This is a genomic window from Vreelandella hamiltonii (assembly GCF_014651795.1).
Taxonomy (GTDB): Bacteria; Pseudomonadota; Gammaproteobacteria; order Pseudomonadales; family Halomonadaceae; genus Vreelandella; species Vreelandella hamiltonii.
In genome coordinates this window covers 133504-155902 of sequence record NZ_BMXO01000001.1, presented here as the reverse complement: position 1 = coordinate 155902, position 22399 = coordinate 133504, and the positions used below count along the sequence as shown (strand labels likewise).

General features: G+C 61.6%; 19 protein-coding genes. 8 read left to right on the top strand and 11 right to left on the bottom strand.

Features of this window, described 5'->3' with window-relative positions:
• Window positions 1–253 precede the first annotated feature (253 nt).
• The 7 genes from IE061_RS00780 to IE061_RS00750 form a co-directional block, all read right to left on the bottom strand.
• Window positions 254–679 (bottom strand): GNAT family N-acetyltransferase, encoded by a 426-nt coding sequence (locus tag IE061_RS00780; protein WP_193460697.1) that lies wholly within the window; start codon window positions 677–679, stop codon window positions 254–256.
• A gap of 3 nt (window positions 680–682) precedes the next feature.
• Window positions 683–1861, bottom strand: coding sequence for a cupin domain-containing protein (locus IE061_RS00775; protein ID WP_193460696.1), 1179 nt, complete (start codon window positions 1859–1861; stop codon window positions 683–685).
• 48 nt (window positions 1862–1909) lie between these two features.
• Window positions 1910–3295, bottom strand: coding sequence for an adenylosuccinate lyase (gene purB / locus IE061_RS00770; RefSeq protein WP_016914497.1), 1386 nt, complete (start codon window positions 3293–3295; stop codon window positions 1910–1912).
• Window positions 3296–3389: 94 nt separating this feature from the next.
• The gene (hflD, locus tag IE061_RS00765; RefSeq protein WP_193460695.1) at window positions 3390–4028 is read right to left on the bottom strand and encodes a high frequency lysogenization protein HflD; all 639 of its coding nucleotides are present in this window, start codon (window positions 4026–4028) and stop codon (window positions 3390–3392) included.
• Entirely contained in the window at window positions 4025–5182 is a 1158-nt protein-coding gene (gene mnmA, locus IE061_RS00760; RefSeq protein WP_189463729.1) for a tRNA 2-thiouridine(34) synthase MnmA, read from the bottom strand. Before mnmA ends, hflD begins: the two co-directional genes overlap by 4 nt.
• Before the next feature lie 73 nt (window positions 5183–5255).
• Window positions 5256–5702, bottom strand: a complete 447-nt coding sequence (locus IE061_RS00755; RefSeq protein WP_193460694.1) for an NUDIX domain-containing protein — start codon at window positions 5700–5702, stop codon at window positions 5256–5258.
• Window positions 5699–6301: a pseudouridine synthase gene (locus IE061_RS00750; protein ID WP_039176244.1), complete on the bottom strand. Its 603-nt coding sequence runs from the start codon at window positions 6299–6301 to the stop codon at window positions 5699–5701. Before IE061_RS00750 ends, IE061_RS00755 begins: the two co-directional genes overlap by 4 nt.
• A gap of 239 nt (window positions 6302–6540) precedes the next feature.
• On the opposite strand from IE061_RS00750, the gene IE061_RS00745 reads away from it, so the two are divergent.
• The 3 genes from IE061_RS00745 to clpA all read left to right on the top strand — a co-directional run bounded on the left by IE061_RS00745 (window position 6541) and on the right by clpA (window position 11812).
• Window positions 6541–8775 carry an NADP-dependent isocitrate dehydrogenase gene (locus IE061_RS00745; RefSeq protein ID WP_193460693.1) on the top strand — a complete coding sequence of 745 codons (2235 nt, stop codon included), beginning with the start codon at window positions 6541–6543 and terminating at the stop codon, window positions 8773–8775.
• A gap of 281 nt (window positions 8776–9056) precedes the next feature.
• Complete coding sequence (gene clpS, locus IE061_RS00740) at window positions 9057–9380, top strand: ATP-dependent Clp protease adapter ClpS (RefSeq protein ID WP_371317426.1); 324 nt, start codon at window positions 9057–9059, stop codon at window positions 9378–9380.
• A gap of 155 nt (window positions 9381–9535) precedes the next feature.
• Entirely contained in the window at window positions 9536–11812 is a 2277-nt protein-coding gene (gene clpA / locus IE061_RS00735; RefSeq protein WP_039176236.1) for an ATP-dependent Clp protease ATP-binding subunit ClpA, read from the top strand.
• A gap of 198 nt (window positions 11813–12010) precedes the next feature.
• Here the strand turns inward: clpA and infA are convergent, their stop codons facing one another.
• From infA to aat, 3 genes are all read right to left on the bottom strand, one after another.
• Entirely contained in the window at window positions 12011–12229 is a 219-nt protein-coding gene (gene infA / locus IE061_RS00730) for a translation initiation factor IF-1 (RefSeq protein ID WP_007111068.1), read from the bottom strand.
• A gap of 136 nt (window positions 12230–12365) precedes the next feature.
• Window positions 12366–13100, bottom strand: a complete 735-nt coding sequence (locus IE061_RS00725; protein ID WP_039176223.1) for an arginyltransferase — start codon at window positions 13098–13100, stop codon at window positions 12366–12368.
• 31 nt (window positions 13101–13131) lie between these two features.
• Window positions 13132–13881 (bottom strand): leucyl/phenylalanyl-tRNA--protein transferase, encoded by a 750-nt coding sequence (aat, locus tag IE061_RS00720; RefSeq protein WP_193460692.1) that lies wholly within the window; start codon window positions 13879–13881, stop codon window positions 13132–13134.
• 118 nt (window positions 13882–13999) lie between these two features.
• Between aat and IE061_RS00715 the strand changes: the two genes are divergently transcribed.
• Both IE061_RS00715 and lolA read left to right on the top strand, forming a co-directional pair.
• Window positions 14000–17290, top strand: coding sequence for a DNA translocase FtsK (locus IE061_RS00715; protein ID WP_193460691.1), 3291 nt, complete (start codon window positions 14000–14002; stop codon window positions 17288–17290).
• Window positions 17291–17439: 149 nt separating this feature from the next.
• Window positions 17440–18093 (top strand): outer membrane lipoprotein chaperone LolA, encoded by a 654-nt coding sequence (lolA, locus tag IE061_RS00710; protein ID WP_016914486.1) that lies wholly within the window; start codon window positions 17440–17442, stop codon window positions 18091–18093.
• 62 nt (window positions 18094–18155) lie between these two features.
• On the opposite strand, the gene IE061_RS00705 is transcribed toward lolA, so the two are convergent.
• Window positions 18156–19490 (bottom strand): replication-associated recombination protein A, encoded by a 1335-nt coding sequence (locus IE061_RS00705; protein ID WP_189463726.1) that lies wholly within the window; start codon window positions 19488–19490, stop codon window positions 18156–18158.
• Window positions 19491–19727: 237 nt separating this feature from the next.
• Between IE061_RS00705 and IE061_RS00700 the strand changes: the two genes are divergently transcribed.
• The 3 genes from IE061_RS00700 to trmA all read left to right on the top strand — a co-directional run bounded on the left by IE061_RS00700 (window position 19728) and on the right by trmA (window position 22375).
• A complete protein-coding gene (locus IE061_RS00700; RefSeq protein ID WP_039176212.1) occupies window positions 19728–20273 on the top strand; it encodes a hemerythrin domain-containing protein in 546 nt (181 codons plus the stop codon).
• Between the two features lie 145 nt (window positions 20274–20418).
• A complete protein-coding gene (murI, locus tag IE061_RS00695) occupies window positions 20419–21216 on the top strand; it encodes a glutamate racemase (RefSeq protein WP_189463725.1) in 798 nt (265 codons plus the stop codon).
• A 49-nt stretch (window positions 21217–21265) separates the two neighbouring features.
• The gene (gene trmA, locus IE061_RS00690) at window positions 21266–22375 is read left to right on the top strand and encodes a tRNA (uridine(54)-C5)-methyltransferase TrmA (protein ID WP_189463724.1); all 1110 of its coding nucleotides are present in this window, start codon (window positions 21266–21268) and stop codon (window positions 22373–22375) included.
• Window positions 22376–22399: the final 24 nt, after the last annotated feature.

Sequence of the window (22399 nt, the reverse complement as noted above, 5' to 3'; positions counted from 1 at the left end):
TCGTGCCTCGGCGCTTGGCGTCACACAGCGACATGGCGTAAGAGCTGAGAGCCAATGTCGCTGCAGTGCAATAACTATCGGTCAGGCAGCTGCATTCAACAATTGTCACTTCGGGGCAGGGGGCGTTGTAGTCCGACGACATCGACTACGTCGAACGCCCTGTTTGTGTAGTCGTTTTTCGCCTGTTGGACGCAAAAAAAAGCGCCGCTGTCTCAGCGGCGCTATAACGCGTGTTCGATGGTCTGGTGGCGGGTTACAGCACCAGAGTCATCTCACGGTGGGGGATGCCGGCATCCATGAAGACCTCGCCATGGGCTACGAAACCTAAACGCTCATAGAAGGCGAGGGCATGTAGCTGGGCGCTGAGGGCCGCGTGGCGATGGCCTGCCTCGCGGGCAGCGGCGATGGCAGCCTCCATGAGTCGATAGCCAATGCCCGTGCCTCGTGCACTGCTCAACACCGCTACGCGACCAATATGGCCGTCGGGCAGCAGGCGCGCCGTACCGACCGGCTCGTCATTCAGCGTGGCCAGGAAGTGCAGGCATTCGCCATCCCGGCCATCCCACTCCTCTTCCTGAGGAACCTGCTGCTCATCGATGAAGACCACGCGGCGAATCAACGACGCCGCGTCGCCCAGCGCATGCCAGTCGCCTTGTTGCACGGTGGTGGTTGTGTTCACGCCTTACTCCTCGTCGTCTTCACCCATGAAGCCCAGGCTGCCGCTGTTGATCAGCTGCGTGAGCAGCGCTGCCGCACCGTCCAGTTCCAGCACCTCGTCGTACATGGGCTCCGGGTCGGCGACCCGCTTGGCCAGTGCTTCCGAGCAGGCGTGTCCGTCGCCATCCACGAACAGTGTGGTGCCGGAGGCATCGCTGCGCCAGGCAAAGCGCGAGCCCGGCATATGGAACAGCGGCTCGCCCTGTTGTAGCTGAGCAACAAGCGCGGCTTCGTCCAGTGGCTCGTCCAGCGGCATCAGCTGGTCGACGTACTTGGGCTGAGTCATGACACGGCCAAACCACTGGGCCATCTGCTCCGGTTTGTCCAGCGTCGAGAGGATGAACTGACGCATACGCTCGATGGCGGCGTCGTCCAGCTCGCCCTGATGCTGGGCCGGCGCCATGCCCGCGTCGCTGTAACGCTGGGATTCCGACATCTGCTCGCCCACGTAGTCGGCGTAGGAGGTGATCGCTTCGTCGGCCGAAGGCGCGCGAAAACCCACTGAAATGGTCATGCAGTCGTCGGTCTGGCTGACCCCGTGATGCGCCCAGCCCGGCGGCAGGTAGAGCATGTCCCCCGGTGCCAGGGTCCAGTCGGAGTCGGGTTCGATCTCGAAGGTTTCCAGAATACGCAGGTCGATGCCCTGCACGATCGGCGCGTTGTCCGGCTGCTTGCCGCCCAGCTGCCAGCGGCGATGGCCGCGGGCCTGCAGCAGGAACACATCGTACTGGTCGATGTGCGGGCCGACGCTGCCGCCGGGAGGCGCGTAGCTCACCATGATATCGTCCAGACGCCAGCGGGGCAGGAAGTCGAACTCGTCCATCAGCGCAGCAATGGAGGGCACGTAGTGGTCGACGGCTTGCACCAGCAGGCTCCAGTGGCCTTCGGGGAGGCGCTCGAAGGTAGCGTCATCGAAGGGGCCGTGGGATACCTGCCAGGGGCCGTCAGGGCCGTTCTCTTCCACCAACCGCGCTTCCACGCCCGGCTCGCAGGCCAGGCCTGCCAGCTCATCCGGGTCGATGGGGCTGACGAAGTCCGGGATAGCGCCACGAATCAGCAGGGGCTTCTGCTGCCAGTAGTGGGCCAAGAAGTCGGCGGGTGTTAAATCACCCAGCAGGGTGAGTGGCTTATCGTGATGACTCATGGCGTTATCCTGAAGTGAGTGAGCGGCACGGAACGAAACGGCGTGCGTTTATAGGGCCGCAAGCCGTTGCGGAAGGGCTTCGGCCTGCGCCTTCGCATTACCAATATAGCTGGCTGGCGAAAGAGATTTCAGCTCCTGTTTCACGTCGTCGGGCAGTGCCAGGGTGTCGATGAAGGCTGCAAAGCCTGCCTGGTCGATCTGCTTGCCGCGGGTCAGCTCCTTGAGCTTCTCGTAGGGCTTCTCGATGCCGTAACGACGCATGACGGTCTGAATGGGTTCGGCCAGCACTTCCCAGCTGTTGTCCAGGTCTTCGGCGAGTCTGGCCGGGTTGGCTTCCAGCTTGCTGATGCCTTTCAGGCTGGCGTGGTAGCCAATCAAGCCGTAAGCCAGGCCGACGCCGAGGTTGCGCAGCACCGTGGAGTCGGTCAGGTCGCGCTGCCAGCGGGAGATCGGCAGCTTCTGGGCCAGATGGCTGAGGATGGCGTTGGCCAGGCCCAGGTTGCCTTCGGAGTTTTCGAAGTCGATGGGGTTGACCTTGTGCGGCATGGTGGAGGAGCCGATTTCGCCCTCGACGGTGCGCTGCTTGAAGTAGCCCAACGAAATGTAGCCCCACACGTCACGATCGAAATCGATCAGGATGGTGTTGTAGCGGCACAGGGAGTCGAACAGCTCGGCAATGTAGTCGTGGGGTTCGATCTGTGTGGTGTAGGGGTTGAAGCTCAGTCCCAGCCCTTCCACGAACGTGCGCGCATTGGCTTCCCAGTCGATATCCGGGTAGGTGGTCAGGTGAGCGTTGTAGTTGCCCACGGCGCCGTTGATCTTGCCTAGAATCTCGACGCTTTCGATCTGCTTGAGCTGGCGCTTGAGGCGGTAGGCCACGTTGGCCATTTCCTTGCCCAGGGTGGTGGGGCTCGCCGTCTGACCGTGGGTGCGCGACAACATGGGCTGGCCAGCGTGGGCGATGGCCAGCTTGCCGATTTCATCGGCCACTTCATGCAGGGTAGGCAGCATGGCTTTCAGGCCATCGGCCAGCATGACCCCGTAGGAGAGGTTGTTGATGTCCTCGGAGGTGCAGGCAAAGTGGATGAATTCGGTGACCGCATGCAGCTCGGCCTGATCGGCAATCTTCTCCTTGAGGAAGTATTCGACCGCCTTGACGTCGTGATTGGTGGTGCGCTCGATCTCTTTGATGCGTTCGGCATCGGCCACTGAAAACTCACGAATCAACTGCTCCAGGAAGGCCGTGGCGGCTGCCGAAAGCGGCGGTACTTCGACGATCTGGCTGTGCTCTGCAAGGCGCTGCAGCCAGCGCACTTCCACGATCACGCGGGCACGGATCAAACCGAATTCGCTGAAGTGTTCACGCAGCGCTGCGGCTTTGGCGCCGTAGCGGCCGTCAACAGGGGAAAGAGCGGTCAAGGCTGAGAGTTGCATGGCTTGGTTTCCAGGTTGGTCGAGAGTCAGTGATCGAGAGTCGGTGGTCGAACATCAGTGGTCGGGGGCGTCAGGCTGGCGAGGCAGCGTGCGTCTACCCCAGCTCATCCAGAGCGCGGCGCAAGGCCTTGCGCTGAAACACCAGTTTCCAGCGCCGGCCACCCTGCTGGTGCCACAGCAGCGCAAAGCGGATACCGGCCATGAGACAGGCGCGTACGCGTTCGGGCATCATGCGGGTCTGCAAGAGCGAGGGGTCACCCTGCACCACGATGCGGGTCTTTAGCGTGGAGAGGGTTTCCTGATAGGTTTCCCCCAGGCTTGCAATCACGTTTTCGTGGGTCGTGCCGAAGTGCTCTGCCTGCCCCTGCACGTGGGAGAGTTTCTGGCCCAGCAGGTCCATCATGGCCGTGTCGTTACGCAACTTGTTCATCAGCAGCAGCAGCGAAAAGCCGTAGCGCAGCACCACCGGATTGGCCTGCTTGCGGCCTACCAGAGCTTCCAGCGTGTCGAGCCCCCGGCGCAGGTTATTGGGATGGCCGCCGTAAATGGCTTCGAAGCTTTCGGGATTGGTATCCACCGTGGCATGGATTAGCGTGTCCCAGGCGCGGGTGTCTACCCGCCCGGTGCGGGCCAGTTCGTCCACCAGGCTGGCGGCCTGAAAGACCCCTGCCAGGGCCAGGGCCTGGCGCGCTGCCGGAGAGTCGGGAGCACGATGAATGGGGGTGGCGCTCATGCCGCGGCCTCCGTGGTGTTCCAGGTGGCACGAATCACGCCGCCGCCCAGACAGATGTCGTTGTCGTAGAGCACCAGCGATTGGCCGGGCGTCACGGCCCACTGCGGGTCATCGAAGATGACTTCGACGCTGCCGTCGGCCTGAGCGCGGATCTCGCAGGGGCAGTCACTCTGGCGGTAGCGCGTCTTGGCGGTAAACCGGCCCTGCTGCGCAGGTGGCTCGCCCGCTACCCAGTCCATCGCTTCGGTGGCCAGGGCATTGGTATACAACAGGGCGTGCTGCTTGCCTTGCACGGCGATCAGCACGTTGCGTGTCAGGTCCTTGCCTGCCACGTACCAGGGGTCTTCGGGGTAGTTGGCTAGCCCGCCAATTCCGAGGCCCTGGCGCTGGCCGAGGGTGTAGTACATCAACCCCATGTGCTGGCCAATCACATCGCCTTCCGGTGTTTCGATGGTGCCCGGTTGAGCGGGCAGGTACTGCTGCAGGAAATCACGAAAGCGACGCTCACCGATGAAGCAGATGCCGGTGGAGTCCTTTTTCTTGGCCGTCACCAGGTCGTGTTGTTCGGCCAGGGCGCGCACGGCGGGTTTCTCCAGCTCGCCGACGGGAAACAGCGTACGCGCAATGGCCGCTTCCGGTACGGCATGCAGGAAATAGCTCTGATCCTTGTTGGCATCCAACCCCTTGAGCAGCCGTGGTCGACCTGCGCGCTCGCCCTGGCGCACGTAGTGGCCGGTCGCGATCTTGTCGGCGCCGAGCATTTCGGCGTACTCCAGGAACACCTTGAACTTGATTTCCCGGTTACACAGGATGTCCGGATTGGGAGTGCGCCCCGCCTTGTATTCGGCCAGGAAATGCTCGAACACGTTGTCCCAATATTCAGCGGCGAAGTTGGCCGTATGCAGTTTGATGCCCAGCTTGGCACAGACCGCTTCTGCGTCGGCCAGGTCTTCCTTGGCAGTGCAGTATTCGGTGCCGTCGTCTTCATCCCAGTTCTTCATGAACAGGCCTTCGACTTCGTACCCCTGCTGAAGCAGCAGCAGAGCCGAGACGGATGAATCGACGCCTCCCGACATGCCCACGATGACCTTGCCAGTGGCGTGAGCGGCGGTGTCGGGGGTGGCCTGGGTAGCGGTGCCATGGGTGGATGTCATGGGCATCCTCTGTTGAAGTGGTATGCAAGTGGGCGGCGATTATACACGATGGGAGCCGGATGCTTCGAGTGCTTCACTCGCGGATCACGTCCAGCGAGTAGTGGCGACCTGCCAGGGCATCGTCGATACGCTGGAGCACCAGCGGGCTGCGTAGCCGACGCTCGCTGGCCAGCGTGGCGATCTCGGCGCGGGTCAACCAGTGGGTGGCCAGTATGTCGTTATCCAGCGGTGTGCCGAGCGAGTGGCGCGGCGTGGCCACGAAGCCGTGGCTGTGAAAGGTATCGCCCTGTTCGGTATGCAGCACGTAGAGGCCCAGGTAGCCGGTGAGTGAAACGTGCCAGGCGGTCTCTTCCCGAACTTCGCGAAGCATGGCGGCCATCGGGCCTTCACCCAGTTCGATATGGCCCGCGGGCTGGTTGAACAGCGTCAGCGGGCCACCCTTGTCCTCTTCGACCATCAGGAAGTGCTCCCCTTCGCGAATCACGCAGGCCACCGTGCTGCGAATGATCGGGCGGCTCATCGCGGCTTTCTCCGAGTTGGGCGGGTGCGTGCCGTTTTGGCCGGTGCCTGACGCGGCGCGTGGAGGGTTTCCTTGCGCCACTCGCCGGGCGCCAGCCCCTCCAGCCGCCAAGGCCCAATGGCCGCGCGTATCAGGCGCAGGGTAGGGAAGCCTACCTCCGCCGTCATGCGGCGTACCTGGCGGTTGCGGCCTTCACTGATGGTCAGCTCCAGCCAGCTGGTCACCGGGTGCCGTTTGGGGTCGACGGCGGGGGTTCGCTCAGGCAGGTCGGGGGGCGCCATGCGCCGCGCCTTGGCGGGCAGCGTCGGGCCATCCTTGAGCATCAGCCCGGAGCGCAACCCGTGAAGGGCGTCGTCGGTGAGCTGGCCTTCCAGCTGTACCCAGTAGGTCTTGGGCTGCTTGTGGCGAGGGTGGGCAATGCGGTGAATCAAGGCACCATCATCGCTGAGCAGCAGCAGGCCTTCGGAGTCGTAATCCAGCCGACCTGCGGCGTAGACCCCGGGCACGCTGATCACGTCGGCCAGGGTGGCGCGGCCTTCCCGGTCGGTAAACTGGGAAAGCATTCGGTAGGGCTTGTGCAGTAAATATAGCGTGCTCATGGTCTCGAATAGCAGGTCAGTTGATTTGTCGACAATCGCTCATGCGATTAAAGTGCAGCGCTGGTATACTCCGGCGCAGCCGTTTGAGATGTACCGGCGTCGTTTTACCACCGAGTGACCATAGGGGCAGCGCATACAGGATGCTCCACCCGCTTCGCGGCAAGGCTATTCGTTGTATGAGCCGCGTAGCTCAGGATTTTTTATAATCACAGCGACTGAAAAGAAGAGGTTAACGCAAAATGTCTAAAACGCCGAAGATCATTTATACGCTCACCGATGAAGCTCCTGCGCTCGCTACCTACTCCTTGTTACCGATTATTGATGCCTTCACCGACTCGGCCGGTGTCGAAGTGGAAACCCGCGATATCTCTCTGGCGGCGCGTGTCCTGGCGCAGTTCCCGGACGTATTGAGCGACGAACAGCGGGTCAGCGATGACCTGGCAGAGCTGGGCCAACTGGCCACCACGCCGGAAGCCAACATCATCAAGCTGCCCAACATCAGTGCGTCTGGCCCGCAGCTGAAAGCGACCATCAAAGAGCTGCAGAGCCAGGGTTACCCGCTGCCCGAGTATCCTGAAGAGCCCAAGAACGACGAAGAAGCCTCCATCAAGGCACGTTACGACAAGGCCAAGGGCAGTGCCGTCAACCCGGTTCTGCGTGAAGGCAACTCTGACCGCCGTGCGCCGAAGTCGGTCAAGAACTACGCCCGCAAGTACCCGCATCGCATGGGTGCCTGGAGCGCCGACTCCAAATCCCACGTCGCTCACATGAGCGAAGGCGATTTCTACGGCAGCGAACAGTCGGCGGTCATGGAAAAAGCGGGCACGTTGAAGATCGAACTGCAGCAGAAAGATGGCGGCAGCGTCGTGCTGAAAGAGGGCCTGGCGGTAAAAGCAGGCGAAGTCATCGACGCTGCCAGCATGAGCAGCCGTCGTCTGCGCAGCTTCATCGCCAGCCAGATCAGCGATGCCCAGCAAAGCGGTGTGCTGTTCTCGCTGCACCTGAAGGCCACCATGATGAAGGTGTCCGACCCGATCATGTTCGGCATCGTGGTCGAAGAGTTCTACAAGGACGTGCTGGAGAAGCATGCCGAAGCGCTGAAGAGCGCAGGCTTCAACCCGAACAGCGGTATCGGTGACCTGTACAGCGCCATCGAGAAGCTGCCCGGCGACCAGCAGGATGCCATCAAGGCCGACGTGGATGCGCTCTACCAGCAGCGTCCCGCCATGGCCATGGTCAACTCCCACAAAGGCATCACCAACCTGCACGTGCCCAGCGATGTCATCATCGATGCTTCCATGCCAGCGATGATCCGCGATTCCGGCAAGATGTGGAACGCCAACGACGAGCTGCAGGATACCAAGGCAGTGATCCCGGACCGCTGCTACGCCACCATCTACCAGGCGGTGATCGAGGACTGCAAGCAGCACGGCGCCTTCGACCCCACCACCATGGGCAGCGTGCCCAACGTGGGTCTGATGGCCCAGAAAGCCGAAGAGTACGGTTCTCACGACAAGACCTTCCAGATGCCGGCCGATGGCACCGTAGTGGTGACCGACGACGCAGGCCAGACGCTGTTCAGCCACAGCGTGGAAGCCGGCGATATCTGGCGCATGTGCCAGACCAAAGACGCGCCGATCCAGGACTGGGTCAAGCTGGCCGTTACCCGTGCCCGCGCCAGCGGTGCTCCGGCACTGTTCTGGCTGGACGCCAACCGCGCTCACGATGCGCAGCTGATCAAGAAGGTCGAGGCCTACCTGAAAGAGCACGACACGGCGGGTCTGGATATCCGTATCCTGGCGCCGGTCGATGCCATGAAGGTTTCCCTGGAGCGTATCCGCAAGGGCGAAGACACCATCTCCGTCACCGGTAACGTGCTGCGCGACTACCTCACCGACCTGTTCCCGATCATGGAGCTGGGCACCAGCGCCAAGATGCTCTCTATCGTGCCGCTGATGAACGGCGGCGGTCTGTTCGAGACCGGCGCGGGCGGCTCTGCACCGAAGCACGTTCAGCAGTTCCTGGAAGAGAACCACCTGCGTTGGGACTCGCTGGGCGAGTTCCTGGCGCTGGCTGCCTCGCTGGAGCACCTGGGCAGCACCTTCGGCAACGCCCGTGCATCTCTGCTGGCCAAGGCGCTGGACGAGGCCAACGGCAAGTTCCTCGACAGCAACAAGTCGCCATCGCGTAAAGTGGGCGAGCTGGATAACCGTGGCAGCCACTTCTACCTGGCAATGTACTGGGCAGAAGCACTGGCCTCTCAGGACCAGGACGCCGAACTGAAATCCCTGTTTGGACGTCTGGCCGAGACGCTGCAAGCCAACGAGAGCGCCATCGTTGATGAGCTGAACAGCGTGCAGGGGCAGCCGGTGGATATCCAGGGATACTTCCACCCCAACGGTGAGCTGGCCAGCCAGGCCATGCGCCCGAGCAAGACCCTCAACGACGCGCTGGCCATGGTGTCCAAGGGCTGATCATGCGCTGAGCCGTCGCGCTTCAACGGCTGATCGATCCCTCGCCCGCCTTGCGGGCGAGGGTTTTTTATTCTCTCCTGTGTGATAATTTTTTACCTTTCATGAACCCTTGTTGATGGCAGGCGTCTTATACATAGGTGTACAGTCTGTAGAAGCCTGGACTGTAAAAGCCTCGTCTTTGAATTGATCCAAGGCCCTGACTGTCAGCAGCAAGAAGATGATGCACGTGACTTATGCCTAATACACACCCTCTGGACGTGACAGCGACTCTGCATGCAGGCATGACGCGTCCTGGTATGCCCGAGTACGAAGATGACCTGGCCGTACAGCCCGCCGAGCCTGCGCTGGCCCAGCCGCCTCTGTACAAGGTAGTGCTGCATAATGACGACTACACGCCGATGGAATTCGTCGTCGAAATACTGCAGGGCTTTTTCAATATGGATAATGAAAAAGCCGTACAAGTGATGTTGGCGGTGCATACCCAGGGGAAGGCAACCTGCGGCATCTTTACCCGCGACATTGCAGAAACGAAGAGTTATCAGGTGAATGAGTATGCCCGTGAGTGCGAGCACCCGCTGATGAGCGACATCGAGGCTGCGGATTGATCATGCTGCACCGCATGCAGCGTTGAAAAAAAGTAGCCTTGGGGCTTGCAACCACACCATTTGTACCCGATGTTGAAAGTGCCGGTCGATTAAACTGATCCGACGCAAGCCCTAGGTGGCGACATGCCCTAGGTAGTAGCGAAAAGGGGACTGCCATGCTGAGCAAAGAACTTGAACTGACCCTGAACACGGCCTTCACCGTGGCTCGCTCGAAGCGCCACGAATTCATGACCGTCGAACATCTGCTCCTGGCGCTGCTGGACAATGCCTCGGCGGTCGATGTACTGAAGGCGTGCGGGGCAAACCTCGACAAGCTGCGGTCCGATCTGCAGGATTTCATCAACTCGACCACGCCGCTGATCCCGGAAGGGCAGGGCGACCGCGAAACGCAGCCTACGCTTGGTTTCCAGCGTGTGCTGCAGCGTGCCGTATTCCACGTCCAATCCTCGGGCAAGAGCGAAGTGACCGGCGCCAACGTGCTGGTGGCGATCTTCTCCGAGCAGGAGAGCCAGGCGGTCTATTTCCTCAAGCAGCAGAGCGTTGCGCGGGTAGATGCCGTCAATTACATCGCTCACGGCATTTCCAAAGTGTCGGGTCACGGTCCATCGCCATCACCTTCTTCACAAGAGAGCGATGATGCCGAGGAGGGCAGTGCCGAAGGGGCGGCCCATCCGCTGACCGGCTATGCCACCAACCTCAACGAGCAGGCGCGCCAGGGCAAGATCGATCCGCTGATCGGTCGTGACCACGAGCTCGAGCGCGTCGTGCAGATTCTGGCCCGTCGTCGCAAGAACAACCCGCTGCTGGTGGGTGAGGCGGGCGTGGGCAAGACGGCCATTGCCGAAGGGCTGGCCAAGCGTATCGTCGAAGAAGACGTACCGGACGTGATTGCCGATGCCGTCGTCTACTCCCTCGACATGGGCGCGCTGCTGGCCGGCACCAAATACCGCGGCGACTTCGAAAAACGCTTGAAGAGCCTGCTGGGCGAGCTGCGCAAGCAGCCCAATGCCATTCTGTTCATCGATGAGATTCATACGGTGATCGGCGCAGGGGCAGCGTCCGGTGGCGTCATGGATGCCTCCAACTTGTTGAAGCCGCTGCTCTCGTCGGGCGAACTGCGCTGCATCGGTTCGACCACCTTCCAGGAGTTCCGCGGCATCTTCGAAAAAGACCGTGCCCTGGCGCGTCGCTTCCAGAAGGTCGATGTGCTGGCGCCCTCGGTGGAAGATACCATCAAGATTCTCAAGGGGCTGCGTTCGCGCTTCGAAGAGCATCACGAGCTGAAGTACACCGACGGTGCGCTGGAGAGTGCCGCTCGTCTGGCGGATCGCTACATCAATGATCGTCATCTGCCCGACAAGGCCATCGATGTCATCGACGAGGCTGGTGCGCATCAGCGCATGCTGCCGCCGGAAGTGCGTGCCAAAACCATCGATGTGGAGCAGGTCGAAGCCGTGGTGGCGTCAATTGCCCGCATACCGCCCAAGAGCGTGTCGAGTTCGGATCGTAAACTGCTCGAGAAGCTGGATCGCGACCTGAAAATGCTGGTATTCGGCCAGGACGAAGCCATCGACACGCTGTCGGCCGCCATCAAGCTGTCGCGCGCCGGGCTGAAATCTCCTGACAAACCAGTGGGCAGCTTCCTGTTCGCTGGCCCGACCGGCGTGGGCAAGACGGAAGTGGCCAAGCAGCTGGCGCACATCATGGGGATCGAGCTGGTACGCTTCGACATGTCCGAGTACATGGAGCGTCATACGGTGTCGCGTCTGATTGGCGCACCTCCCGGCTACGTGGGATATGACCAGGGTGGCTTGTTGACCGAGGCCGTCACCAAACAGCCGCACTGCGTGCTGCTGCTCGATGAGATCGAAAAGGCGCATCCTGAAGTCTTCAACCTGCTGCTGCAGGTCATGGATCACGGTCGCCTCACCGACAACAACGGGCGCGAAGCCGATTTCCGCCATGTCATCCTGATCATGACGTCCAACGCAGGGGCCGAGCAGGCGTCACGGCGCTCCATTGGCTTCCAGAGTCAGGATCACTCCACCGATGCCATGGAGGTCATCCGCCGTACTTTCTCACCCGAGTTCCGCAACCGCCTGGACGGCATCATTCAGTTCCATGCTTTGCCGACCTCGGTGGTACGCAACGTCGTCGACAAGTTCCTGATCGAGCTACAGGCGCAGTTGGACGAGAAGCGTGTGCAGCTGGACGTGGACGATATCGCCCGCGACTGGCTGGCAGAGAAAGGCTATGACCCGGACATGGGCGCCCGTCCTATGGCTCGCTTGATTCAGGAGAAGCTCAAGAAGCCGTTGGCCGAGATGATCCTGTTTGGCGAGTTGGCCGAGCAGGGAGGCATCGTACATGTCAGTCTGGAGGAGGGGGAACTGCATCTCTCCACCGAGACGGAGATGGCGGACGCGCCCTGACGGGCGCGGTTCCTACGACACGCAGCGCCCTGTCTTCGACGGGGCGTTGTCGTTTTTAGCGAGCGGCGCATTACGGTAAAGCGCGATGCAGTACGGCACTATACGGCGCTACCGTGGCAGTACGGCAAGTGCGGTACAGCCTGCAGAGAAAGGCAGGGGGGTAAAGCGCAGGCAAGAAACTGCGTTGCCTGCAGGCGATTAGCGCGAGCGATAAACGATGCGGCCTTTGGAGAGGTCGTAGGGCGTCAGTTCGACCTTGACCTTGTCGCCGGTCAGGATGCGGATGTAGTTTTTACGCATCTTGCCAGAGATGTGGGCAGTGACCACATGGCCGTTTTCCAGCTCTACACGGAACATGGTGTTGGGAAGGGTATCGACAATAACGCCTTCCATTTCAATATGATCTTCGCGTGCCATATTAGGCAGATCCTCACTTTTTTACGTCGTGGTTGGTCAGAAATTCACTCATCGCGCATCGGCAAACGCCGAGGCGCTCAGGAACAGCGCTATATTGTGCCGTAAGCCTGGCGTCAAGGCAAAAAAGCTGGCCTGTTTAGCGAATTAAAGGCCGCCAATGACGCCCGTCCAGTACCTCGATGGGTGAGAATGCCTGCTTGTAGCGCATTTTGCGGCACTCCTCGATCCAGTAGCCCAGGTAAAGGTGCGGCAACTGTCTGCTTTCACAAAGCGCGATGAGCTGCAGGATGGCGTAGGTGCCCAGCGAGCGTTTCTCCAGTGCGTCGTCCACTTTGAAAAACGTATAAATGGCCGACAAGCCGTGCTCCAGCTGATCGAACGCGGCCACGGCCACCAGCTCATCCTCGAGGCGCAGCTCCATCAGATGGGCGTAGGGCTCCTGCAGCGTCAGGAAAGTACGGTACTGGTCACGACTGGGCGGGTACATGTCGCCGTCGGCATGGCGCAACCGAATGTAATCGGCGTACAGCGCGTAGTGGCCGGGGTCGAAGTGGGCGGGCATGACGCGCACCGTGATATCCGTATTACGTTGCCAAACCTTGCGCTGGGTGCGGTTGGGCTTGAAGCCGTTGACGGGAATGCGCACCGAACGACATGCATTGCAGCCTTCGCAGTGTGGGCGGTACAAGTGTCGCCCGCTGCGACGAAACCCTAGCAGAGATAGCGAGTCGTATACCCCGGGTACAGGCGACTCCTGTGGGTCGAGAAACAGCGTGGTCGCTTCCTTGTCGGGAAGGTAGCTGCAGGCATGAGGAACGGTCAGGAAGAAGCGCAGATCCCGCACGGGGCGGCGAGGAGCGTTACTACTCACGGCTTGCCTCCTTGAGTGGACAGTGACGCCATCATCTCGCCTCGATGGCATTCGGCAGCGCATCAAGCCAGGGCGAGGCGGGCACGACAGGCGTCTGATCAGGGGTTGAGGGTAAGCAGAATGTTTTTTCCGGTAACCACTGTTCAAGATAGTTGATGAACGTGCGGCGAGCGACTGTTGTTGCGCCCAGGCTGGCCAAGTGGGGGGTGTGCATCTGGCAATCGATCAGCTGGCCGCCATGGGACTGCATGGCATATGCCAGGTGGGCGAGAGCGATCTTGGAGCCATCGGGCGCGCGCGAGAACATGGATTCGCCGAAGAACACCGGCCCCATGGCCAGGCCATACAGGCCACCCACCAAGTGCCCGTCCTGATGTACCTCGATGCTATGGGCGATGCCCAGAGTATGCAGGGTGTGATACGCGTGGCGCATCTCGGCGTTGATCCAGGTGCCGGGTTCGCCCCGGCGCGGCGCCGCGCAGGCATCCAGCACGGCTAAAAAGTGTTGATCCCGCGTCACACTGAAGCCACCATGGCGCAGGCGTTTAGCTAAGCTGCGACGTAGCTTAAACTGTGCAGGCAACAGCACCATGCGTGGGTCCGGGCTCCACCACAAAATGGGGTCGTCATCGCTGTACCAGGGAAAAATACCCTTTCGGTAAGCCTCGACCAGCCACGCTGGTGTAAGCTCTCCACCGGCAGCCAGCAGGCCGTTGGGTGACGCCAATGCCTGCTCGGTCGACGGGAAAAAGGGGGTTGGCGAGGAGAGCCAGGGTAGCATCGCTTGCTCCTGTGACGAGTAGCTTGATTAGAAGCGCTGTGACGGCGGAAGGATGCTCGGTATGATGCAAACTCGCAAGTGGATTAAAGACACCAATGTGGTGTAAAGGGAGAATCGCTTGAAAGTAAATAAGGCGGTAGACAAGCGAACGCAGCGTAACGCGCGCCAGTCACCATCTCGTTCATCGACGCGTGTCACGGCTGCAAAGGATAAGGCGCGCCGGTTCGGCTTGCGTCTGCAGGGCTCGGTACGCGAAGGCGTGGTGGTGGTGATGCTGGCCATCTGCGTCTTCTTGCTGTTATCACTGTTTAGCTATCACCCGGCCGATCCGGGTTGGTCCTACCAGGGCCCTGAAACACAGGTGCGTAACTGGATGGGCCCGGTCGGCGCCTGGCTGGCCGATGTGCTCTATTCACTGTTGGGGGCCAGCGCTCTGTGGTGGCCAGGCATGTTCGGTTATTCGGCCTGGTGGTTGATGCGCTCGCGCCAAGTGCGTTTCGAGCTGGATCCGGTGGCCATTGCCGTGCGCGCGGGTGGCCTCGTGTTGCTGATGTTTGGCACCACCACGCTGGGCGCACTGCATTTTTATCACCCGAACAGCATTTTGCCCTACGCCTCTGGTGGCATTCTGGGAGAAGGGCTGGTGGGTACGCTGAAACCGCTGGTGGGCAGCGGTGGCGTGGGCTTGATTGCTGCGGCGTTGATTCTGATCGGCTTTCCGCTGTTCAGCGGTACTTCCTGGCTGCAGGTGGCCGATGAAGTAGGGCGCAGGCTTTGTCGAGTAGGTGGCTGGTTCGGTGCGCGTCGTGCCAAAAGCCGCGAAAAGCGTGCCGAGCGTGCTGCCGTTCGCGCGGCAGGAAAAGCCGCGGCCAGCAAAGTGAAACAGCGCTCCTGGGTCGAGCCTAGCGATACCAGTACCGACCCAGAACCCGACCCGGACGATGCCTTCTATGCCACGCCTGAACCACAGGGCAGCAGTGCACCCATTTCAGCCCGCCGTGGCGATGATGAAGTAAGCGAGCGCTCACCTGCTCCGCGTCGTGAGCGCCGCGAACCCAGTTTTACGGCAACGGCTCCCGATAGCGATACCTCCATTCCTTGGGAAGCAGCGGCCGTGTTGAGCGAGCGCCATGCTGCACCGTCGAGCGCCTCATCGGCACCGAGCCCCGAGCCTGCTTCCCAGGCGCCTGTTGCGCCCGTGCAGGAAGAGGCCGCTCCCGAGGCCGCAGTGCCTGCCAAGGAGCTCGTCAAGGAGCCGGTCGAGCCGCCTCGTGAACCAATGATGTCGTTTTCCGCCACGGAGACGCCGTCTGCCGCGTCGCAGCCGACAGCGCCCGCTCAGCAGCCATCCGCTTCTTCCGAGCCCGTCAAGGCGCCGCGAGAGCCGAGTTTGCGCTTTGCAGAGCCGGAAGAGGCTGACACCTCAGCGCCCGACTCAAAGATTGACGAGCCGACAGTCGATGAGCCAGCTCTCGCTGAATCCGTGGCCGATGAGCCAGTGTCTGAGGAGGCGCCGCTGAGGGCCTCCCGAGAAGACGATGCCGCGCTGGCCGCGCCCACGTCGCTGAGCGCCCGCGACCCGGACGATGAGACACACCAGGAGGCGCCGCTGGCCGTCGTTCCCGAACATCTGGCTGCATCGACACCGGCTGAACCGACCCCGGTGCGCTTGGCGGCAGAGCCACGCCGCGAGCGGGTGCCCGAGGTCGTGCCCGAGCCGGTATGGGACGAGGATGACGAAGAGCTGCCCGTCAGCCCAGCACCGGTGGCGGCAGGGCCACGCCATGAGCCAACCTTGGCGGCAGATACGTCGCCGCAGGCAGAGCCCGATAACGGCCCTACGCTGTGGACCGTCGAGCATCTGCAGAGCCAGCGGCCCAGTTTCGAGACCCACGCCGAGCCCGAGGGGGAGGTGCCCAGCCTGCAACTGCTGACCCCGCCCGAGCCCCATCAGCCCAACTATACCGACGAGCAGCTGGCGGACATGGCCGAGCTGCTGGAAGTCCGGCTGCGTGAATACGGGGTCAAGGCAGAAGTGGTGGACACTTGGCCTGGGCCTGTCATCACGCGTTTCGAAATCAAGCCAGCCGCCGGGGTGAAGGTCTCCAAGATCAGTAACCTGGCCAAGGACCTAGCGCGTTCGCTGATGGTGAAAAGCGTGCGCGTGGTCGAGGTCATTCCGGGCCGTCCTACGGTCGGTATCGAAATACCCAACCCTCATCGGGCCATGATTCGGCTGCGCGAAGTGATCGACTCCGATCGCTACCAGCAGGAGAGCTCACCGCTGACCATGGCCTTGGGCCAGGACATCGGTGGCGGGCCCGTGGTCGCCAACCTGGGCAAGATGCCGCATCTGCTGGTGGCCGGTACCACGGGGTCGGGTAAGTCAGTCGGGGTCAATGCGATGCTGATCTCGATGCTGCTGAAGGCCAAGCCTGACGAGCTGAAGCTGATCATGGTCGACCCCAAGATGCTGGAGCTGTCGGTGTACGATGGCATACCGCATCTGCTGGCCCCCGTGGTGACGGACATGAAAGAGGCCGCCAACAGCCTGCGCTGGTGCGTGGCGGAAATGGAGCGTCGTTACAAGCTGATGGCTGCCATGGGGGTGCGCAACATTGCGGGCTTCAATGGTCGGCTGGAGGAGGCCGCTCGTGCCGGTGCCCAGGTGGCGGACCCCCTGTGGGAGCCGGAGCCCTGGGAGATGCACCAGACGCCCCCGATACTGGAAAAACTGCCCTATATCGTGGTGGTCATCGACGAATTCGCCGACATGTTCATGATCGTGGGCAAGAAGGTGGAGGAGCTGATTGCCCGGCTGGCCCAGAAAGCACGGGCGGCCGGTATCCACCTGATTCTGGCCACCCAGCGCCCCTCGGTGGATGTGGTGACGGGCTTGATCAAGGCCAATATTCCCTCGCGGATGGCGTTCCAGGTATCGTCACGGATCGACTCGCGCACCATTCTCGACCAGGGCGGTGCAGAGAGCCTGCTGGGGCATGGCGACATGCTCTACCTGCCGGCCGGGTCTGGCCCGCCCAATCGTGTCCATGGCGCGTTCGTGGATGACGACGAGGTGCACCGGGTCGTCGATGACTGGAAGCGACGCGGTGAGCCGGAGTACATCGACGAGATTCTCTCGGGCGGTGTCTCTGCCGACGCGCTGACGGGGCTCGAAGCCGAAGGCGTGGAGGGCGACGATGCCGAGCAGGATGCGCTGTACGATGAGGCGGTCCAGTTCGTCACGGAAACGCGCAAGGCGTCCATCTCGGCGGTTCAGCGCCGTTTCAAGATTGGCTACAACCGCGCGGCACGCCTGGTGGAAGCCATGGAAGGGGCGGGCGTGGTCTCCTCCATGGGGGGTAACGGTTCCCGCGAGGTGCTGGCGCCGCCGCCGGTGGGCCATTGAGCCATCGGTATTCGTCAATCATGCAACAAGCGTGAAAGTCGCGCCGCAGGTGCAACCCTGCGGCGTCTTTCGCGTCTGAATGGCATCAGGAGCAGCGCTTGCTCCGTGCCTCATCCGCTTTTGGCAATGACTGCCTAGGGAGAATCACTATGCGCGAACCTACTCAACGTCGCTCGCCTGCATTGGCATTGGCTGCTAGCGCACTGGGGCTTACCTTTGCCGCACCCATGGCTTGGGCCAACGAAGCGGCCGAGCGCCTCACCGAGCGTCTCGACCCTCTCGAGAACTACCATGCCAGCTTCGAGCAGCGGATTCTCGATGGCAGCGGCCAGCGCCTGCAAAGTGCTCATGGCGAAATGTGGCTGTCACGTCCTGGCTTGCTGCGCTGGGAAGTCGACGCTCCCTATTCGCAAACCGTCGTGTCCGATGGGGAAGACGTTTACCTGTACGACCCGGACCTGGAGCAGGTCACCGTTCAGGCCATGGATGACCGTGTCACGCACACGCCGGCGCTACTGCTTTCCGGAAGTGCCACCGAGCTGACGGCCAGCTACGACGTGTTCTACGAGCAGCAGGATGGCGATGACGTCTTTACGCTGATTCCCACCTCTGCCGATACGCTGTTCGAAGAGCTCAGCATGGTGTTTGACCAGCAAACCCTGACCGAGCTGTGGATGATGGACAGCACCGGGCAGCGTACTTCGATCACCTTCAGCGATATCACCCGCAATGGCAGCATCGACCGCAGCCTGTTCGATTTCGACATCCCGGACGGCACCGACGTCATCCGTGAAGAGTGGTAGGCAGCGTGCTTGCTGTTTAAAACGCTCTTTCCGCTCAGCGTATCTCGCTGAGCGTATCTTGATCAGGCACCTTCGGGTGCCTGATCTGCTTGTTGGTCCTGCTGTGCTCGCCACGCCATGATCTCGGCAAAGCGCTTCTCCTGACCCAGCTCACTGGGTTCGTAAAAGCGGGCGGCCGGTATCTCGTCTGGCCAGCAGTCGTGTGCGCTACCGGCCGGGTAGCCGTGGGGCTCGTGATGGGCGTAACGGTAGCCTTGCCCATGGCCCAATTGCTCCATGAGCTTGGTCGGGGCGTTACGCAGATAGCCGGGGACTTCCAGCTGAGGCTGCTGTGCCACGAACTGTCGAGCACTTTTCCAGGCCTGGTCGATCCGGTTGCTCTTGGGGGCCACCGCCAGGTGAATGGCGGCATGGGCAATGGCGCGCTGGCCTTCGTAATCACCCAGCCGCAGGTAGGCATCCCAGGCGGCGATCACCAGTGGCAGTGCCCGCGGGTCGGCATTGCCCACATCTTCCGAGGCAATGGCCGTCAAACGGCGCACGATATCCAGCGGGTCACCGCCTCCCTGAAGAAAGCGTGCCATGTACAGCAGGGCGGCGTCCGGGCGCGATGAGCGAACCGACTTGTGAATGGCCGAGAGCAGGTCGTAGTAGGCATCCCCCTGTTTGTCGAAGGCGCTGGCCTGATGGCCCACCACGTCGGCCAGTACCGCTTTACGCAGCACTTCATGGCCTTCGACGGTGTCGGTGAAGTCGCAGGCCGTCTCCAGTAGCCCCAGAGCCCGCCGGGCATCGCCAGCGCTGGCGTGGGCCAGTGCTTCCAGCACCCCCGATTCCACCTGAATGCGCCGTTTGCCGAGCCCTCGGCTGTCGCTGTCGAGAGCCTGCTGCATCACCTGTATCAGCTCTTGCTGAGAGAGCGATTTGAGCACGTAGACCCGAGCACGAGAAAGCAGCGCCGAATTCACCTCGAAGGAGGGGTTTTCCGTGGTCGCGCCGATCAGGGTCAGCAGCCCTGACTCCACGTGGGGCAGCAGCGCGTCCTGCTGGCTCTTGTTGAGCCGATGAATTTCGTCCAGAAACAGCAACGTGGGTGTCTGCTGCTGGCGGGCGCCGTCGACCACCAGCCGAATCTCCTTGACCCCGGCCATCACGGCACTCAAATGCTCCAGGTGCGTGTCGGAGGCGCGGGCCAGCAGTTCGGCCAGGGTGGTCTTGCCCACGCCGGGTGGCCCCCAAAGAATCATCGAGCGAACGACACCCGATTCGGCCATGCGGCGCAGCGGCTTGCCTGGCCCCACCAATGCCTGCTGGCCAACGTATTCGTCCAGCGTCAGGGGGCGCATGCGGTAAGCAAGCGGTGCCTCTTCGGTGGAGTGAGTATCAAAAAGATCCATGGCAACTTCCGTTGTAAATCGTTACGTTGAACATTCAACGCTTAACAAGTGTCTGTGGTAAATAGCGCTGCGTCAGGCTACCTTTTGGCGTGACTGGGACGTTCGGCGTTGGTTGGTCAAACCCCCAGGCGCAAGACAAGGATTAACGCTAGTGTAGTAGAACCCTGCTCATGGTCGCGTACCTTGGCTTCTGTAGGGGAGGCATGAGGTATGACACTTATCAAAGGAGACGGCACGATGTTAAACCAACTGCGTCTGGATCATGCCAATATGGCGCGCATGCTGCATGTGCTTCAGCTCAGGCATAAAACGCTGGCTGACGGAGAGCGCCCGGATTTTCAACTGATGCGTGAAGTAGTCGACTACATCTTGTCTTACATGGATGGTTTTGCCGCACCTCTGGAGCGGATCTGTGTCGAGCGGCTACAGGTTCAAGCGCCGGAGCATCAGCCGCTGATGACCCAAATGGCCGATGACTACCGTGAGCTCAAGCCTCGGTTGATGCGCCTGTCCCATGATATCGACATGATCCTCATGGACAACATTCTACCCATGGACCGTTTCGCAGACGACCTGAAGGCGTATCTGGAAGCGCACCGCGCCTATCTGCGCCACGAGCGGGAAGGGCTGTTCCCGCTGATCGACCAGCACTTCACCTCCGACGAGCTGGAAGAGCTGCGCCAGGCACTGCCGGATGGCGCGGAGCAGGAGCTGGAACGTCTCCAATTGGCCTACCCTGACCTTTACGCCGAGTTGCGCGGTGCCGAGGTGCCCTCGCTGTAATTCCTGCGTTGCCCCCTTCAGCGCTGGACGGGGCGTGTTAAACTAGCGCCCCGTTTTGATTATCTATGCAAACGTTCATGCAAAGAGGGTAGCGCAAGGTGGGCAACGTATCCCCAATATCGATTGATCGGCCGGATAACCGCTGATGCCAGGCCCCGTACTGGTATTCGACTCTGGTGTGGGCGGGCTGTCCGTGGCTCAGTCGCTGCGTCAGCACTATCCCCATGCCTCGCTGTGTTACGCCTGCGATAATGCCTGGCTTCCTTACGGTCTGCGCGATGACGCCGTGCTGGCCAAACGCATCGTGACCGTTTGCCAGGCCGCCGTGGCCGCCTGCCAGGCCAGCGTGCTGGTGGTGGCGTGTAACACGGCCAGCACGCTGGCGCTGGAAGCGCTGCGTCAGGCGCTGTCGGTGCCGGTCATTGGTACGGTGCCTGCCATCAAACCCGCCGCGCAGGTCAGCACGACGCGCCATATTGGCCTGCTGGCCACCTCGGCCACGGTCAACCGCCCCTACACCCAAGGATTGATCGAAAGCTTCGCCAGCGATTGCCGCGTCACGCGGCTGGCAGCAGACCCGCTGGTAGTGGAAGCCGAAGCCTGGTTGGCGGGAAAGCCGCTGAACGCCGCTCATATTCAGCAGGCGTTAGCCCCGCTTTGGGAGGCAATCCAGGCGACCCCTGCCCTCGATACCGTGGTATTGGGGTGCACGCACTTTCCGTTGCTGCAGCCGCTGCTGGTGTCACTCTCCCCCGTACCGCTGGCCTGGGTGGACTCTGGAGACGCCATCGCGCGGCGCGTTGGACAGGTAGCCGCCACGCTGATCAGCAGCGTGCCGGATGGCCGTTGTTTTACCACGGCGCCCGCCGCTGCCCTGGCCGATGGCATGGCGCGGTACGGTTTCAGTGCCCCCCAGCTGCTCGCGCTGCCCGACGCTGATTAACGGTGAGCCGCTGCCGCTAAGTTCAATTTTCCAGTCAACAGGAGCCACCTTGGCCATCCCTACCGTCGATCCGGCACGCTACGCCGAACAGCTGGCTGACAAACAAGCCTACGTGGAACAGATGTTCGCGGACTTTGCGCCGCCTGGGCTCGAAGTATATCCCTCGCCCGCCAGCCATTACCGGCAGCGCTGCGAGTTTCGTATCTGGCATGAAGACGATGATCTGTTCTATGCCATGTTCGAGGTCGATCCTGACAACCCCAAACAGAAGCGGGTCATTCGTCTGGACCAGTTTGCCGTGGCCAGCGAACGCATCAATGAGCTGATGCCGCAGTTGCGGGATGCCTTTCTGGCCAGCGATGTGCTGCGCCGCCGGCTGTTTCAGGTGGAATTTCTGACCACGCTGTCGGGAGAAGCGCTGGTCACGCTGATTTACCATCGTCCGCTGGACGACGCCTGGGAAGAGCAGGCGCGCGCCCTGGAAGCCGAGCTGGACATCATGATCATTGGCCGTTCGCGCAAACAGCGCCTGGTGCTCAGCCGTGACCACGTCTGGGAGCGCCTGGAGGTGGATGGTCGTACGCTGCACTATCAGCAGGTCGAAAACAGTTTTACCCAGCCCAATGCGCATATCTGCCAAACGATGTTGAGCTGGGCCCGTGAGGTGACGGCCGGACGTCAGCAGGAAGACCTGGTCGAGCTTTATTGCGGAAACGGCAACTTCACCATTGCGCTGGCGGAGAATTTCCGCCGCGTGCTGGCCACGGAAATTTCGCGTACCTCGGTGGCCAGCGCCAATGTCAACCTGGAAGCCAACGGGATCAACAACGCGCACGTGGCGCGCATGTCGGCGGAGGAGTTTGCGCTGGCGCTGAAAGGCGAAAAAGCCGGACGGCGAGTGGCGGAGATGGGGCTGGACGATTACCGTTTCACCACCGTGCTGGTCGACCCGCCCAGAGCCGGGTTGGACGAGCAGAGCTGCGAACAGCTCAGCGAGTACGCGCAAATCGTCTATATTTCATGCAACCCGGTCACGCTTGCCGACAATTTGGCGCAGCTCACCAAAACCCATCAGATCGAGCGTTTTGCCTTGTTCGACCAGTTTCCGTTTACCCATCACTGTGAGTGCGGGGTGCTGTTGACACGGCGTAGCGCTTGAACGCAAGTGTCATGGGCCGCTTGT